This window comes from Flavobacterium sp. YO12 (genome assembly GCF_004119495.1).
In the GTDB taxonomy this organism is placed as follows: Bacteria; Bacteroidota; Bacteroidia; order Flavobacteriales; family Flavobacteriaceae; genus Flavobacterium.
The window spans coordinates 42,433-57,555 of the sequence record NZ_NRQU01000007.1 but is presented as its reverse complement, the minus strand read 5'-3'; the positions used below and the strand labels follow the sequence as shown (position 1 = coordinate 57,555).

The 15,123-nt window shown below is 34.8% G+C and carries 14 protein-coding genes; 6 read left to right on the top strand and 8 right to left on the bottom strand.

Going from position 1 to position 15,123, the window contains the following annotated elements:
* Window positions 1–79 precede the first annotated feature (79 nt).
* The 5 genes from BOW55_RS03615 to BOW55_RS03595 are packed head-to-tail and all read right to left on the bottom strand — an operon-like array spanning window position 80 to window position 7,396.
* Window positions 80–1,252 carry an MFS transporter gene (locus BOW55_RS03615; protein ID WP_129023012.1) on the bottom strand — a complete coding sequence of 391 codons (1,173 nt, stop codon included), beginning with the start codon at window positions 1,250–1,252 and terminating at the stop codon, window positions 80–82.
* Between the two features lie 29 nt (window positions 1,253–1,281).
* Entirely contained in the window at window positions 1,282–2,367 is a 1,086-nt protein-coding gene (locus BOW55_RS03610) for a zinc-binding dehydrogenase (protein ID WP_129023011.1), read from the bottom strand.
* Window positions 2,360–3,871 (bottom strand): alkaline phosphatase, encoded by a 1,512-nt coding sequence (locus tag BOW55_RS03605; RefSeq protein WP_129023010.1) that lies wholly within the window; start codon window positions 3,869–3,871, stop codon window positions 2,360–2,362. The genes BOW55_RS03610 and BOW55_RS03605 overlap by 8 nt, the downstream gene beginning before the upstream one ends.
* 60 nt (window positions 3,872–3,931) lie before the next feature.
* A complete protein-coding gene (locus BOW55_RS03600; protein ID WP_129023009.1) occupies window positions 3,932–6,730 on the bottom strand; it encodes a TonB-dependent receptor in 2,799 nt (932 codons plus the stop codon).
* Between the two features lie 12 nt (window positions 6,731–6,742).
* Window positions 6,743–7,396, bottom strand: a complete 654-nt coding sequence (locus BOW55_RS03595; RefSeq protein ID WP_129023008.1) for an HAD hydrolase-like protein — start codon at window positions 7,394–7,396, stop codon at window positions 6,743–6,745.
* A 110-nt stretch (window positions 7,397–7,506) separates the two neighbouring features.
* Here BOW55_RS03595 and BOW55_RS03590 point away from each other — a divergent pair, with 110 nt between their 5' ends.
* Complete coding sequence (locus BOW55_RS03590) at window positions 7,507–8,073, top strand: helix-turn-helix domain-containing protein (protein ID WP_089055530.1); 567 nt, start codon at window positions 7,507–7,509, stop codon at window positions 8,071–8,073.
* Window positions 8,074–8,159: 86 nt separating this feature from the next.
* Here the strand turns inward: BOW55_RS03590 and BOW55_RS03585 are convergent, their stop codons facing one another.
* Window positions 8,160–9,215, bottom strand: a complete 1,056-nt coding sequence (locus BOW55_RS03585; RefSeq protein WP_129023007.1) for an NAD(P)-dependent alcohol dehydrogenase — start codon at window positions 9,213–9,215, stop codon at window positions 8,160–8,162.
* A gap of 282 nt (window positions 9,216–9,497) precedes the next feature.
* Between BOW55_RS03585 and BOW55_RS03580 the strand changes: the two genes are divergently transcribed.
* Window positions 9,498–10,001: a hypothetical protein gene (locus BOW55_RS03580; protein WP_241686465.1), complete on the top strand. Its 504-nt coding sequence runs from the start codon at window positions 9,498–9,500 to the stop codon at window positions 9,999–10,001.
* Between the two features lie 94 nt (window positions 10,002–10,095).
* Here the strand turns inward: BOW55_RS03580 and BOW55_RS03575 are convergent, their stop codons facing one another.
* Both BOW55_RS03575 and BOW55_RS03570 read right to left on the bottom strand, forming a co-directional pair.
* Window positions 10,096–11,319 (bottom strand): PQQ-dependent sugar dehydrogenase, encoded by a 1,224-nt coding sequence (locus tag BOW55_RS03575; RefSeq protein WP_129023006.1) that lies wholly within the window; start codon window positions 11,317–11,319, stop codon window positions 10,096–10,098.
* Between the two features lie 159 nt (window positions 11,320–11,478).
* Window positions 11,479–12,492, bottom strand: a complete 1,014-nt coding sequence (locus BOW55_RS03570) for a zinc-binding alcohol dehydrogenase family protein (protein ID WP_129023005.1) — start codon at window positions 12,490–12,492, stop codon at window positions 11,479–11,481.
* A 200-nt stretch (window positions 12,493–12,692) separates the two neighbouring features.
* On the opposite strand from BOW55_RS03570, the gene BOW55_RS03565 reads away from it, so the two are divergent.
* From BOW55_RS03565 to BOW55_RS03550, 4 genes are all read left to right on the top strand, one after another.
* Window positions 12,693–13,247, top strand: a complete 555-nt coding sequence (locus BOW55_RS03565) for a GNAT family N-acetyltransferase (protein WP_129023004.1) — start codon at window positions 12,693–12,695, stop codon at window positions 13,245–13,247.
* 11 nt (window positions 13,248–13,258) lie between these two features.
* Window positions 13,259–13,693, top strand: coding sequence for a DoxX family membrane protein (locus BOW55_RS03560; protein WP_129023003.1), 435 nt, complete (start codon window positions 13,259–13,261; stop codon window positions 13,691–13,693).
* 171 nt (window positions 13,694–13,864) lie between these two features.
* Entirely contained in the window at window positions 13,865–14,701 is an 837-nt protein-coding gene (locus BOW55_RS03555) for a sulfite exporter TauE/SafE family protein (RefSeq protein ID WP_089055537.1), read from the top strand.
* Window positions 14,688–15,095: a DUF1634 domain-containing protein gene (locus BOW55_RS03550; protein ID WP_129023002.1), complete on the top strand. Its 408-nt coding sequence runs from the start codon at window positions 14,688–14,690 to the stop codon at window positions 15,093–15,095. Before BOW55_RS03555 ends, BOW55_RS03550 begins: the two co-directional genes overlap by 14 nt.
* Window positions 15,096–15,123: the final 28 nt, after the last annotated feature.

Below are 15,123 nucleotides of genomic sequence, written 5' to 3'. Positions count from 1 at the left end.
CACATTTAAACAATTACAATCAAAAACACCTCTAAAACTTTTGGCTTTAGAGGTGTTTTTATTTTATGACAAATTGCTTTTATCGCTCGTCTTTAATCAAATCCATTATTGAAGCAGACAATAAACATATTATAGAAATGACAAAGAATAAAAATTTTGTATTTCCTGTTCTTTCAATAATATATCCAAGTAAAGGTTCTCCTAAAGCGGCAAAAAGATAACCACACATATTCATGGTTCCAATTGCAGTTCCTGTTCGCTCCCTTCCCATTATTTGCGGACACAAAGCCCAAAAATTGGCTTGAGGTCCGTAAACAAAGAAACCGCAGGCAATCAAAAGAAATCCTATCACAACTAGATTTGCATTATGCATAAAAAACAATAGAAACGAAAGTCCGCAGCAAACCAGCATTCCCATAAATATAGATTTGTAATTACTTTTAAAAAGCGTTGTTGACAGCTGTCCAAAACTAAAAGCGCCAAAAGCCATACCTAACGGAAGCAAAAAGGTAACCCAGATTAAAGAAGGATCTTCTTTCCAATTATCACCTAAAAAATGTACAGGAACCCAAAATATTAATCCGTAGCGCGCCATACTTTCTAAACCAAATGAGAGGCAGACTAATCTAAATTTTTTATGTCCCAGAACTTCACTGTAACTCTTTTTTATTGCTGCAAAATCAAAACCTTTTGACTTTCTTTCTACGGGAACCGGCGATGCTTTTATAAAAACTAAAAATACGGTGGCTGACACAAACAGTAATAAAACCGGCAGTCTAAACAACATCCTCCAGTCTAAATGCAGCGAGGTAATATAAATTGAAATACCAAAAGTCACTGCCGATGAAAATCCAGCTGCCATGGTATACAAACCAAAGGCTTTGTTCTGCTCTTCGGTTTTAAACCAATTGGCAATTATTTTTCCTCCAGGAGCCCAAGCCATCGATTGAAAGTAGCCATTTAAGAACCATAAAACTAAAATGATATAAGGCGAATGGGTAAAACTAATTCCTAAGTTGCAGGCTATAGACAAGTAAGCTCCTATAGGTACTAGGTATTTTGGATTAAAGCGATCGGCGAGATTTCCGTTGATAAACTGTCCTAGCGAATAACCTATCAGCATAGCGAAACTTATCCAGCCAATAAAAGTATATGAAATTCCTAAATCTTCGCGCATTGCTTTTGTTGCCCAGCCAAAGTTATGTCTGCCTGTATAAAAAAACAGGTAACAAAACATGGTGATAAAAAGCATTTGGTATTTTTTTGAGATTTTACTCATCATTAAATTGTAATTAAAACCCTGTATGGTTTATGTTTAATTGCATATTGAAATGCTTCCAGGGTTTCTTGCAATGGAAATTCTTTTTCGATGAAAGTACCAAAAGGATAATCTGAAAAATGATTTTCAAAAAATGAAACGGCATTAATAAAATCCTCATAATTATAATTATGCATTCCTTTAATGCTTAACAATTTACGAATCATCACCTCAGCATTAACTTCAATACTTTCTGTTGGAGTTACGGCGCCTATCCAAATGTGTTCTGCTCCTACTGCACTAAACTGTAAACCTGTTTTTATAGCTTCAATAGAACCGCTCATATCGATAACAACATCAAAACCTTTTTTATAAAATCCTGACGTTATCTGAGTAAGTTCTTCTATTGGATTTAAACTGTTGTAAATATAATCGGCACCAAAAGATTTACTTTTCTCTAATCGCCTGTCATCAATATCAATTACCGTAACCGATGATGCTTTTTTCTGTTTTGCAATCGCTGCAGCAATTAAACCTAGAACTCCTGCGCCAAGAATTAGTACATTTTTGCTTTCAATTTGACTAACTAATCGATAAGCTGCCATTGCTGTAGCTCCGGCGCAATTAATAATTGGTGCAAATTTTTCATCTATTGACGAAGGCACTTTCAAAATCCCTGTCCCCTTTTTCAATACACAATGCGTTCCTAATCCGCCGTTAAACTTCTCGTTTTCGGTAAACTGAACATGTCCGTATTTAAATAAACCCGCAGATTTCTGGGGCATTTTATCTCTTACAAACTCATCTGTATCTGTTGCGGCAAAAATGGTCCAGGTAATAAGATCACCTTCTTTTAAGATATTTCCATTTAAATCATAAAAAGGCTCGCTTTGCGATAATTCCAGAATTTCTCCTACGATCTCATGTCCTAAAACAATTGGCGATGGTTCTTTTCGTCTTCCTGTAAAAGTATGCAGGTCGCTGCCGCACAAAGTCGTGTATTTATTTTTTACTAAAATTTCGCCTGTCTGCAACGTTGGCAAAGCCGTATATTCTGGAAGAATACTGCCGTTTTTTTCATTAAACAGCATAACACATGAACTACACATTTTTCTTTAAGTTGTTTAAGTTATCAATTGTAAAATCAGGACCTTGCCTTTCATCACCATCTCGCAGCAGTATATCAGAATTGAATTTATAACTGATGTTGATTTGCTTTTTACTCACTTTCAAAATAAAATAGCCGTGAGCTGCAATATCATTGTAAATCATATGCGGATTAAGCTTGTATAAGAGTTTGCTTTTTTTTGCAATTTGCTCGCTTGTTAGGCGGTCATCATTTTTAGAAGTTATCGACGGCGTTAAAAACTCCCACGCAATACGTTTATTATTGGCCGAATCTGGTGCGTTTAATTCTAAAACATGACTTTGATGATGATCTCCTGTTAAAATAATCGGCGGGTTTTTCAAGCCCTCAAAAACTTCGATCAGCTGTTCTCTTTGGTAAGGATAACCTGTCCACCAATCCTCTTCTTTTACTGTTTCTATTTTTTTGCTTTTATAACCTGTAAACATGACCTGATTTACAAGGAAATTCCATCTTGCATCACTATTTTTCAATTCATCTGATAAATGATCAAACTGTTTCTTGGAAATCATTTTTCGCTGCGGATTAAATTTTTCTGGGTCGCTGCTTAATAACTGTTTATCTCTGCCGTCTAATCGTTCTTCTAAGAAAAAGAAATTGGCCTCCTTTCCTATTTTAATCGAACGAATCATTTCGCTTGTCGATTTAGCTCTCACTGGCATCCATTCAAAATAAGCTTGTACAGCAGCGGCGCTTCTGTCAGTCCAATTCCCTTCGTTTCTCTGGTGATTTTTTGCTCCGCCGAAATAGGCATTATTAGCCAGTTCGTGATCGTCCCAAATACAGATAAATGATTTTGTACTATGTGCTTTTTGAAGCTCTTTATCTTTACGATAAAGAGCATATCTTTTTCTATAATCTGCTAATGAAATAAGCTCATGAAGCGGGTCGTTTAAACGATTGCTTTCTTCAAGAAAAGCTTTATTAGCATATTGTCCTGTTCCGTATTCATAGATATAATCGCCCAAATGAAATACATAATCAATGGCTTTATTATCTGCAATATGACGGAATGAGGTAAAATAGCCGTCTTCGTAATTGTTGCAGCTTACAACTGCTATTTGAAGCGGTTTTAAAAGCGAATCAGGCAACGTTTTACAAACTCCAATATCAGAAGTCGTTTCGTTATAAATAAACCTGTAAAAGTAAACCTGATTACTTCCTAGATTCGTTGCATCAATCTTAACCGTATAATCGCGGTCTTGTGATGTTGTTACGAAGCCTTTTTTTACTATGTTTTTAAAAGCATCATCATTAGCGATCTGCCATTCGACATTGCAAATCCCTGAAAATTCTGTAGTAATACGTGTCCATAGTATCACTGCATCGTTTGTAGGATCTCCAGAAGCCACTCCATGCATAAAATACGCATTGTTATTTTGGGCAAATAATGAAAATACTTTTACAGGAAACAACAGCGGAATCATTCCGAGCATTGACCTTTTTACAAAACCTCTTCTGTTCATCTTATCTTTATAAAAAACACAATAGTACTACTTGAATGTTACCTTTATGTTTAGAAATTATTAAAATCTATAGCTTGCTCCAATTTTACCACGAATGCCGTAATACTCCACCTGCTCTGGTCTTGAAACTACGCCATGATAATAACGTAACTCTTGATTGTTAAGGTTGTTAATATCTATGAAGAATGTAATATTCTTAGGCGTTGTATAAGAAAGGTTCATATCTAGATGAAAATCTTTGTCCTGATATCTGTCAGCTCCTTTGTTATCGCGGATTTCAACTAAAAAGGCTTCACGGTAATTTGCCGCCAATCGTGCTGCAAAACCTTTGTACTCGTAAATAAGCGATGCATTAAAGATGTTTGGCGATTGATTCATTAAACCTATTTTTTCGTCACCTCGATCTGATAATGTGGTTTCGGATTTTGTAAACGTGTAATTTGCTTTTAGACTAAAATTGCTTAAAAATCCAGGTAATTCTTTAAATTTCTTATTGAAACCTACTTCTATTCCGTACAAGAATGCATTGTCAGAATTTAAAGGTCTTGAAACTTTATACAAATCTTCGGCTCCACCAACAGTTCTTATCTCGTCAGTCGTCGATGTATAAATTAAATCTTTAAGATCTTTATAGAAAACACTTCCGGTTACGTAATCGTTTTTGTTTAAATAATAAGAACCTACTACATCATAATTCCATGAAAATGTTGGTTTTAAATCGATGTTTCCTTCTACAACCGTATGATTATCGGGATTTACTCTATTACTCGGGCTCAACTCATTAAAAGCCGGACGGGCAAAAGTTCTGGTAACTGCCGCTCTTAAATCCAATTTCTTTGATGGTTTGTAAATCAGATGTGCCATTGGTAAAAATGCACCGTAATTTTTACTTCCGTATATTGGTGTAACTACTTTGGTTTTATCGTTGAACTCGTAACTTTTTGCATCTACAGCTGTGTTTTCGTATCGAATTCCACCCACAAAACGAAAATCATCGTTAATATTCCATTCTGCAGATCCGTAACCTGCCCAAACTTTTTCGGTCGCATCATAATTACCTGTTGCATAACTTGAATTGGTTACATCCTGATAGTTATACTTTAAGTTTTTGGCAATCGCAGGATTTCCCATTGGGTCAATAAAAGAGCTTTCTGTTGGATAATTGAATTTTAAATTATCATAATTATTATTCAATTCAGGAAACCAATTATTACTTGGAAATGCTTCTCTTTCCCATTGATTCAAATAAGCTTTTGGTGCTTTTGTATCGTAAATCCAGGTAATGTAACGGTAGTCGTATGTACTGGTTTTATTTCTAAATTTTCCTCCAAACTTAATTTTTAAATTTTCTTTTGCAGTATAATTAAAATCAGCGGCAGCTACTTGATCTTTCTCTTCGACATTACGAATTGAAGTTACATATCTGTCTAAATAATATTTTTCTGGATCATATGGAGCCGAAAAGTGCGGCTGAATATTATTGGATGGATCACCCACATAACCCGCTGGTCCGTCGCCTTGCAAAAACTTATAATTTGTACCGTCGACTTTTACCAAATTGTCATATTTTACAGTTTGTATCCAGTTTCCGTAATAATAACCTCTGTCATTTTTTGTTGCTGATGACGGACCGTTATAACCTGCCCATGAAGTATAAGCAGCAACTTTGGCGTTCATTTTTAATTTGTCCGATAGTTTACTTTCATATCCAAATTCACCTCCATAGTTTTTAAACAAATAATCTACGGTACTCCAACGCAATACAGCATTACTTGTCGTTTTATTAAAGTAGTGCATTGTTTTTCTGTTTTGCTCTTCGTCTAGAAATTGACTGTAGTAACCACGAGCATAAATTTTGTTTCGGCTGTTAAAACGAAAATCTGTTGCAACATTAAATCCGGTATTGGTTCTCACTCCCTGATAATTTCTAACATCCAGCGTATTTACATTGTGTAATGCATTACCATAAACAACCTCATAATCATCTGTAGAATAAGTACGTCGATTGTAATTGGTCATGGCTAGAAAGCCGAATTTCTTCTTAAAAAATCGGTTACCATATAATACTGTGCTATTATACCCCACTTTATCATCCGCACGAAGATTAACAGGAATAGCAACTGTCGCACGAAAAGTTTCTTTTTTTGGAGAAAACTTCGGAATATAATTAATTGTTCCCCCAATAGCATCTCCTTCATATTCTGGCGTAATTGCTTTTACAACCTGAATATATTCCAGAAATTCTGTTGGCAATAAATCCATTGGTACTGTACGATTACCAAGCAAATCTCCTGAGGTTTTTGCAGATGGCATTCTGTCTCCGTTAATAGTTGCCGAACTCCATTGCGACGGCGTTCCTCTTACGGTTACATATCTTCCTTCTCCTTGATCTCTGTCTATACTTACACCTGGAATTCTTTGTACGGCCTCAGCTGCACTAATATCTGGCATTTTACCCATTGCATCTGCACTTACAACATCCATAATCGCATTTGAACTTTGGCGCATATCCATCGCTTTTCTTTCTCCGCTGCTATAATACTCTAAAACTACTTCATCCAGTTTTTCCTCCTTACCAGTAAGAACAATAGTTCCTAAATCAATATTCTTTGTTGAAACGTTTACTGCAATTTTTTTTGAAGTATGGTTTTCACTTGAAATTTCTAAATGATATTGCCCTGCTTTAAGTTTAAAAGAGAAATTACCATTTTGGTCTGTGTCTACAATTCTAGATTGCTCTATAACTAAAATCGAAGCCGGATGTAAGGGACCGGATTCACTGCTGATTTTACCTTTAACTTCTTGTGCATACGAAGTTGTTAAGAATAATGCAGCTGCAATGTACAGTAAAGCCTTCATGTGTTTAATAAATTAAAGTTTGTTTTTTAATTCTGATAAATCGTCAATAATATAATGGTGATAATGATGCTCTAATTCCTCGCGGCTGTATGCTCCAGTGGTTACGCCGACTACTAATCCGCATTTTGCATTTTGACCTTGTTGTAAATCTGACATTGTATCACCAACTTTTCCAACTAATGAAGCGTCTGCGATATTAAAATGCTCCATAGCTCTAAAAATCATATCTGGATAAGGACGTCCGTGCTCAACCTCATCAGAAGTAATACTGAAATCGAAATCAACACCTTGTTTCCAGTTTAGTTTTGCGAAAATAGCATCGGCAATCGGACGAGAAAATCCTGTATCGAAAGCTACTTTTATACCAATGTTTCTTAAATACTGAATCGTTTCATGAGCATTTGAAGTTGCTTTTACATCATTGCTCTGCTCATAAAAAGCAATCATTTTTGCTACAAAAACTTGATGGATTTTATTTATTAACTCAGGTCTTTTTTCTTCTAATAAAATCGAAATCGCTACTGGTTTTTCGTAACCCATTACTACATTAATTTGATCAAGAGAAAAATCATAACCAAATTCTTTTAAAACGGTTTGCAATGTTAAGCCAACTTTATTTTCATCATGGACTGTCGTGCCAGCCATATCAAATACAATTAATTCCATACTTTTGTTTATTTTTACAGTGCAATATTACTATACAAATGTTTACTATATGTAAACAAATCGTAAAGTAATGTTTATTATTAATTAACTTTTGTATACAAATACTAAACATGGAAGGAGCTATTTTACTTGAAATCAGCAAGAGAATAAAACAATACCGAATCGAAAAAGGATTTACTGTACAGGAACTTGCAGATTTAAGTGACGTAAGCAAAGGCATGATTTCTCAAATTGAGAACGGAAGAAGCATTCCTTCATTAACAGTTTTACTTAGTGTCGTTTCTGCCCTGCAGATTAACTTGAGTGAGTTCTTTAAGGATATGACTCAGGAAGACGAAATGGTGCTTATAAAAAGAAAAGATGAATATGACCTGTTTCAAAAGGAAGGATCAAACGGTTTTTCGTATGAGCGTTTTTTAACCCGTACCATAAAAAATTCTACTATTGATATTGTTTTCTTAACTCTTGAACCTAATAGTTACAGAGATCAGGTAAGTACAGATGCTTTTGAATATAAATACATTATATCGGGCGAAGTTGATTATTTGATAGCAAATGAAACCTACACTTTAAAAGAGGGCGATTCGCTGTTTTTTGATGGAAGATTGAAACACGTACCGATCAACAAAAGCAAAAAGCCTGTAAAGATGCTAATCGTATATTTTTTCGATAATTAAAAAACTGCTTTTCTAGCTAACAATAAAAAAATCCCAAGTATCAATATGATGACACTTGGGATTTTCTTTTTTCTAAACTTAAACTATTACTTCAAAGAAGCCATATCAATTACAAAACGATATCTTACATCGCTTTTCAGCATTCTTTCATAAGCTTCGTTGATTTCCTGAATTTTAATAATTTCAATTTCCGAAACGATGTTGTGTTTTCCGCAAAAATCTAACATCTCTTGTGTTTCGGCAATTCCGCCAATTACAGAACCTGCAACAGATTTTCTGCCTAAAATCATTGGCACTGTATTTAAAATAGGCTCTAAACCTCCTAAATACCCCACTAGAACTAAAGTTCCACTGATACTTAATGTAGCAACATAAGGATTTACATCATGTACATAAGGAACAGTATCAATAATTAAATCAAATTTTCCGCTTACTGCATTCATCTGATTATTATCTGTTGAAATTACTACCGCATCTGCACCCAGTTCTAAAGCGTCTTTTTCTTTATCTGGCGTTCTTGAGAACAAGGTAACTTCGGCACCAAGACCTTTTGCCAGTTTAATAGCCATATGTCCAAGTCCGCCCAAACCAACTACTGCTACTTTGCTTCCTTTACCTACATTCCAGTGTTTTAATGGTGACCAAGTTGTAATTCCAGCACAAAGCAATGGTGCAACAGCGGCTAAGTTTAAGTTTGAAGGCACTTTTAAAACAAAATGTTCATCGACAACTACTTTTTGCGAATAACCACCATAAGTATGTCCTCCTAAATGAACATCTCGTCCATTGTAAGTTCCTGTAAAACCATTTAAGCAGTACTGCTCAAGGTCATTTTTACAACTATCACAAGTATGACATGAATCGACCAAACACCCTACTCCTGCTAAATCGCCAACTTTAAGTTTTGTTACTTCACTTCCTACCTTAGTTACTCTTCCCACAATTTCATGACCGGGAACAGCTGGATATTGTGTTCCTCCCCAATCGTTTCTTGCAGTATGTAAATCTGAATGACAGACACCACAATACAAAATTTCTATTTCGATGTCTTTTGCCAAAACTTCTCTGCGCGCGATTGTCATTTCTTCTAATGATGCATCGGCTGCAATGGTTCCAAATGCTTTTGCGTTAATTGTGTTCATACTTTATATATTAAATTATAGTGTAAAATTAAAAACCCTCTCTCTTTAAAAATAACAGAAAAGAAACATTTACTTATGAAATTCAAACAATTCTAAACCTTATAAAGGTAACTAATTGGATTGTTTTTTCATAACCTAAAAACAACGTAACAGCTAACAATCAACACCTTAAAAACAAAAACCGCAGCAATCATCGATTTTATACTGATAATTATATAATTGCAAAGTTCAATAATGTAAGCATTCCTGCTATTATCGATTTAACTTTGAAAAGAGCATTTTTTGAACTATAAACCGAAGATTATGGATTTATATATTCTCATACAACTGGTTTTAATTTCGGGAGCTGCGACATCAGCGATGACGTGGTTCAGCTATTTTATGTCTAAAAATTACAGAAAATTATACAAAGAACCCGTACTTCTAAGCTCGGTATTGGTCCAAATGAACATTGATATTACAAACGAGTGTAAAAATAATTTGGGCTGGTTTCTTCATTTTGTAATTGGCTTTCTATTTGTATCCGTTTATCATATCCTTTGGGCAGAAGATATTTTGGCAGTTTCACCACTTAGTGCTCTTATACTTGGAGTTATTAGTGGTATTATTGGCATAATCAGCTGGGTGTTTATTTTTAAAATCACTCATTATCGTCCCCCCCTTGGTTTTAGAGATTACTATATTCAGCTGTTTTTTGCCCATATCATTTTTACTATGGTAGCAACTGCTCTTTACTTTCTTACGTTAATTTTACTTATTGTTACGAAAGCTTATTTCACTATATAAAGACACTCATAAACTGACTAAAAGACATTTAAGGATATTTTTAAAATAAAAATGGCGCCTAATTGCGCCATTACACCTTATTAAAACAAAATCTTTACTTTTTATCAATTTTATAAAGTCTGCCTTGATCCGTCACTGCATACAAAGCACCGTCACTGCCTTGCGTAATATCTCTAAAACGTTGATTTTCGCTGGCAAGAAGTCTTTCTTCTCCAGCCACTTTATTATCTTTAATAACAAGACGAACGATATGCATACCGCTTAAACAGCCTACAAACAAATTGTTTTCCCATTCTGGTATACGATTTCCAGCGTAAAAAGTAATTCCGCTTGGCGATACAACAGGATCCCAATAATACACAGGCTGCTCCATTCCTTCTTTTTGTTGAATCGCGGCACCAATAGGTTCTCCGCTATACTCAATTCCATATGTAATTATCGGCCAGCCATAATTTAATCCAGCCTGAAGACGATTAATTTCATCACCTCCTCGCGGTCCATGTTCGCTCAACCAAATTTCTTTTGTAATTGGATGCACAGCCAGTCCTTGTGGATTTCTATGTCCGTAAGTAAACAATTCAGGCAATGCTCCTGCTCCCGCAAAAGTTGGATTTCCCGCTGCAGCTTTCCCCTCTTTTGTTATTCTGATCACTTTTCCTAAACTAGCTGTTAAAGATTGCGCCAAAAGTCTGGTTTCTAAAACGGAGCGTTCTCCTGTACTCACAATAAGATTTCCTGTTTGATCAAAAAGAATTCGTCCTCCATAATGCAAATTACTTGCGTTTGCTGGACTTGAACGATAAATTACTGTCGCATTTTCGATCGTTTTTTCATCATTAGATAATTTTCCCTTTGCCACCGAAGATATATTCCCGCCCGAAACTGCTTCAGAGAAAACCCAATAAATCATTCGGTTTGAAGTAAAATCAGGATCCAAACACAACCCTAATAAACCGCCTTGTCCTGAAGCATTTACTGCTGGAAGACCAGTAATAGGAGCACTTACAACTCCTGCAGGAGTAACAATACGCATTGTTCCTGTTTTTTGAGTAACCAAAAGGCGTCCGTCCGGCAGACTTTTTACTCCCCACGGATTTGTTAATTCTGATGTAAGAACAACAGCCTGAAACGCAGTATTGGTAGTCACGCCATTTACTCGGGTTTGCCCTGCAAATGCAGGTTTATAATTAGAATTTGGCTTTTCTTTTTCTACAGGATCCGTTTTTGTTCCTCCATCATTCTTTGCTTTATCATTACTTGAACAGCTAAATGTCAAAAAAGCAGTTGAAAGAACAAAAATGTATTTAATTTTTTTCATAGCAGTTATTAGTTAATTTGGGTTAATACAAACAAATATCTAAAATTAAGAATATTAAATCTTATATGATTTACATTTTAACTTATAGAATTTCACCAATTTACAAAAAAAAAGTCCAATCGAGTTGAATTGGACTTTTGAATTATTTTAAAGAAAAACTTAGAGTTTTATTGCAATTTTCCCAATCGTTTTTCCTGATTCTAAAAGCTGGTGCGCTTTTTTAAGATTATCTGCTGTAAGGCCTATTAATGTTTCATTTAAAGTGGTTTTCAAAACACCTTCATCTAACAAATCTGCTATTTTATTCAAAATGTTATGCTGTTCGATCATATCTTCTGTTTGAAACATCGAACGTGTATACATTAACTCCCAAGAAAAGGATACACTTTTACTTTTCAATTTATTCAACGCCACAGGGTCACTGCTGCCCGTAATTGAAGCAATATGTCCTTGCGGTTTTATCAATTCAACCATTAAATCCCAATACAAGTTGGTGTCAACGAAATCTAGAATAAAATCTACATTTTCAAAACCAGCTTCTCTAACTGAAGAAACTAAGTTTTTATGATCAACCACAAAATCAGCTCCTTGTTTTTTGCACCAATCTATCGTTTCTGGACGTGAAGCTGTTGCAATCACAGTTAAACCAGCGATTTTTTTAGCAAGCTGAATTGCAATCGACCCAACTCCTCCGGCGCCTCCAATTATTAAAATTGATTTTCCTTTATCCTTTTCCGGATTTATTCGGATTCGATCAAATAAAATTTCCCAAGCTGTTAAACCTGTCAACGGTATAACAGCAGCTTCTTCGATACTTAACGATTTTGGTTTTCTTCCGGTAATTCGTTCATCAATATTTTGATATTCGGCATTACTTCCTTGTTTTGTAATATCACCCGCATAATAAACTTCGTCCCCTTTTTTAAACAGCGTAACATTTTCGCCAACCGCTTCTACAATTCCAACAGCATCCCAGCCAATAATCTTCGGGTTTTCTAAAACGGTATCTTTGGCACTGCTCTGACGAACTTTAAAATCTACCGGATTTACTGAAATGGCATCTATTTTTACTAATAAATCATGAGCGGCAGGAACTGGTTTTGACGTTTCAAATTCGATAAAACTGTCTTTTTCCGCTATAGCTAATGATGTTTTAAATCCTATTGCTTTCATTTTTATACTTTTTTATTTCGTTATTTCTGTTTTTAGTACCTACCTCAACTAGTTTACTTTAACAAAGATACAAGGAGATTAAATTTTAAATATGGTATATTTTAATCCTATAATGGTACAAATTCAGCATTGTAAATATAAAATCATCACACGCTCTGAATATTATAATTGTAAATTTGTAAAAAGTAAAATACTCTATTATGGTTATCAGAAAAGCTGTTATCTCCGACTCTAAATACATTGCTCCAATTTTGTTACTTGCAATGGAAGACATTATTTATAAATTTATTTGCAAAAACGATTATAACAGCGCACTTGACTTTCTACAGCATTTTGTCGAAACAGAAAACAATCAGTATTCCTATCAAAATTGCTATGTAGCCGAAGCTGATAATGAAATTATTGGTGCCGTTAATCTTTATGATGGTGCCGATTTGCAAAAATTGCGCAATCCGATAATCGAATATGTGCGAAACAATTATAATCCCGATTTTAATCCTGAAGATGAAACGCAGGCTGGAGAGTATTATATTGACTCTTTAGGCATAAATCCTAAACATCAGGGAAAAGGAATTGGTTCTGCAATTCTGCAATTTTTAATTGATAAATACGTTCATAAAAATAAAGAGACTTTAGGTTTACTTGTAGAGGAAGATAATCCAAATGCCAAAAAATTATATTTAAAGCTTGGTTTTAAACCCGTTGGACATAAAACTTTGGTAAAAAAGAATTTGGAACATCTTCAAATTAACTAAAATAAAAATAAATGAGAAACATATCGACAGCAGATGCAGGATTAGTATTAAGAATAGTTTTAGGAATTACAATGCTTTCGGCAGTAGCAGATCGATTTGGACTTTGGGGCACACCAGGATCTAACGCAGTCGCGTGGGGAAACTGGGAAAATTTTGTTATCTATACCCAATCTCTTAACACGTGGGCAAGTAAATCTACGGCAGAAATATTAGGCACAGCAGCCACATTTTTTGAAATTCTGCTTGCCGTATTATTACTCAGCGGTTTTAAAACTAGAATTGCAGCTTTTGGCACCGCTGTTTTAATGCTTCTTTTTGCGCTCGCAATGGCTGGTTCTGTTTCAATAAAAGCACCATTTGATTATTCTGTTTTTACCAGTGCAGCTGCGGCTTTACTGCTTTCTACAATTGCTAAGACCACTTTTGCGGTTGATAATAGGATATGATTGCTAATGGTTATGAATAAAAAAGAGTTTGCATAGCAAACTCTTTTTTATGCTCATGAACTATAAACCACCAACCATAAACTAAAAACCTTTTTAAGCCATTTTTAAGCCCCTTATTTTTTCAGGAACTGATATGTATTCGTAAATTAGCCACAAACAAAACATATCTTAATGACAGTACTTACATTTACCCTGATTATGCTTCTTGGCGCTTTTATGGCTGGTTTCATTGGTTCGTTGTCAGGATTGGGCGGTGGTATAATTATTATTCCTTTATTGACTATTATACTTGGTGTTGATATACATTATGCAATTGGAGCTGCTTTAGTTTCGGTAATTGCAACTTCTTCCGGCTCTGCGGCGGCTTATGTAAAAGAAGGAATTACCAATATGCGTCTTGGAATTTTTCTTGAAATCGCAACCACTATTGGTGCCGTTGGAGGCGCTTTACTTTCGGCAATTGCTCCTACTTCTTTCATTGCTGTGTTATTTGGACTTACATTGATTTTTTCGGCAATAAATTCTCTTAGAAAAAAAGAAGAACATATTGTTTTAGAATCAAGTCCTTTGGCTAAAAAACTAAAACTGGAAGGAACTTATCCTACTCATAACGGAGAGGTTGTTCATTACGGAACAAAAAATGTTATTGGAGGTTTTAGCATGATGGGACTTGCCGGAATGATGTCTGGTTTACTCGGAATAGGTTCTGGTGCTTTTAAAGTAATTGCAATGGATAATATTATGCGTATTCCGTTTAAGGTTTCAACTACAACAAGTAACTTTATGATGGGTGTTACAGCAATGGCAAGTTCGGTAATTTATATACAAAAAGGATATATTGAACCCGGAATTTGTATGCCGGTTGTTATTGGTGTATTATTTGGCGCCATGGCAGGTGCTAAAATTTTGGTTAGAACAAACCCTAAAAAACTACGAATCTTTTTTGCCTGCTTGATCTTTGTTCTCGCAATTAATATGATATATAATGGACTTAATGGAAAAATCTAAAGTTATGCAGCACGAAAAATTTGGAGAAAAAGATTTTCAAACCATTATTGGTAATTTACTGCGTTACGGCGTTTGGATTTCTCTATCGGTAGCTTTTATTGGAGGTATCGTTTATTTAATGCATCACGGAAGCGACATTGAAAATTATACTGTTTTTAAAGAAAATGACCGCAATATCTTTGAAGTAATTTCAACTGTTTATCAGGGAGTACTTCAAGGTAATGGCGAATATTTAATCTATTTTGGAATCATTTTACTCTTCTTAACACCAGTTCTAAGGGTTATATTCTCTTTGTTTTCATTCTTCCTTGAAAAAGATTATTTATATGTCGTGATTACGTTAATCGTTATTCTGATCATTATAACCAGTATTTCTTTTGGATTCTCTCATTAATGTAATCTTTCAAATGTATTTTCAAACA

Bases quoted from the DNA above. Each gene is read 5' to 3' on its own strand.
- BOW55_RS03615 (WP_129023012.1), bottom strand. From the start codon at position 1,252: ATGCTTTTTATCACCATGTTTTGTTACCTGTTTTTTTATACAGGCAGA.
- BOW55_RS03610 (WP_129023011.1), bottom strand. From the start codon at position 2,367: ATGTGTAGTTCATGTGTTATGCTGTTTAATGAAAAAAACGGCAGTATT.
- BOW55_RS03605 (WP_129023010.1), bottom strand. From the start codon at position 3,871: ATGAACAGAAGAGGTTTTGTAAAAAGGTCAATGCTCGGAATGATTCCG.
- BOW55_RS03600 (WP_129023009.1), bottom strand. From the start codon at position 6,730: ATGAAGGCTTTACTGTACATTGCAGCTGCATTATTCTTAACAACTTCG.
- BOW55_RS03595 (WP_129023008.1), bottom strand. From the start codon at position 7,396: ATGGAATTAATTGTATTTGATATGGCTGGCACGACAGTCCATGATGAA.
- BOW55_RS03590 (WP_089055530.1), top strand. From the start codon at position 7,507: ATGGAAGGAGCTATTTTACTTGAAATCAGCAAGAGAATAAAACAATAC.
- BOW55_RS03585 (WP_129023007.1), bottom strand. From the start codon at position 9,215: ATGAACACAATTAACGCAAAAGCATTTGGAACCATTGCAGCCGATGCA.
- BOW55_RS03575 (WP_129023006.1), bottom strand. From the start codon at position 11,319: ATGAAAAAAATTAAATACATTTTTGTTCTTTCAACTGCTTTTTTGACA.
- BOW55_RS03570 (WP_129023005.1), bottom strand. From the start codon at position 12,492: ATGAAAGCAATAGGATTTAAAACATCATTAGCTATAGCGGAAAAAGAC.
- BOW55_RS03565 (WP_129023004.1), top strand. From the start codon at position 12,693: ATGGTTATCAGAAAAGCTGTTATCTCCGACTCTAAATACATTGCTCCA.
- BOW55_RS03560 (WP_129023003.1), top strand. From the start codon at position 13,259: ATGAGAAACATATCGACAGCAGATGCAGGATTAGTATTAAGAATAGTT.
- BOW55_RS03555 (WP_089055537.1), top strand. From the start codon at position 13,865: ATGACAGTACTTACATTTACCCTGATTATGCTTCTTGGCGCTTTTATG.
- BOW55_RS03550 (WP_129023002.1), top strand. From the start codon at position 14,688: ATGGAAAAATCTAAAGTTATGCAGCACGAAAAATTTGGAGAAAAAGAT.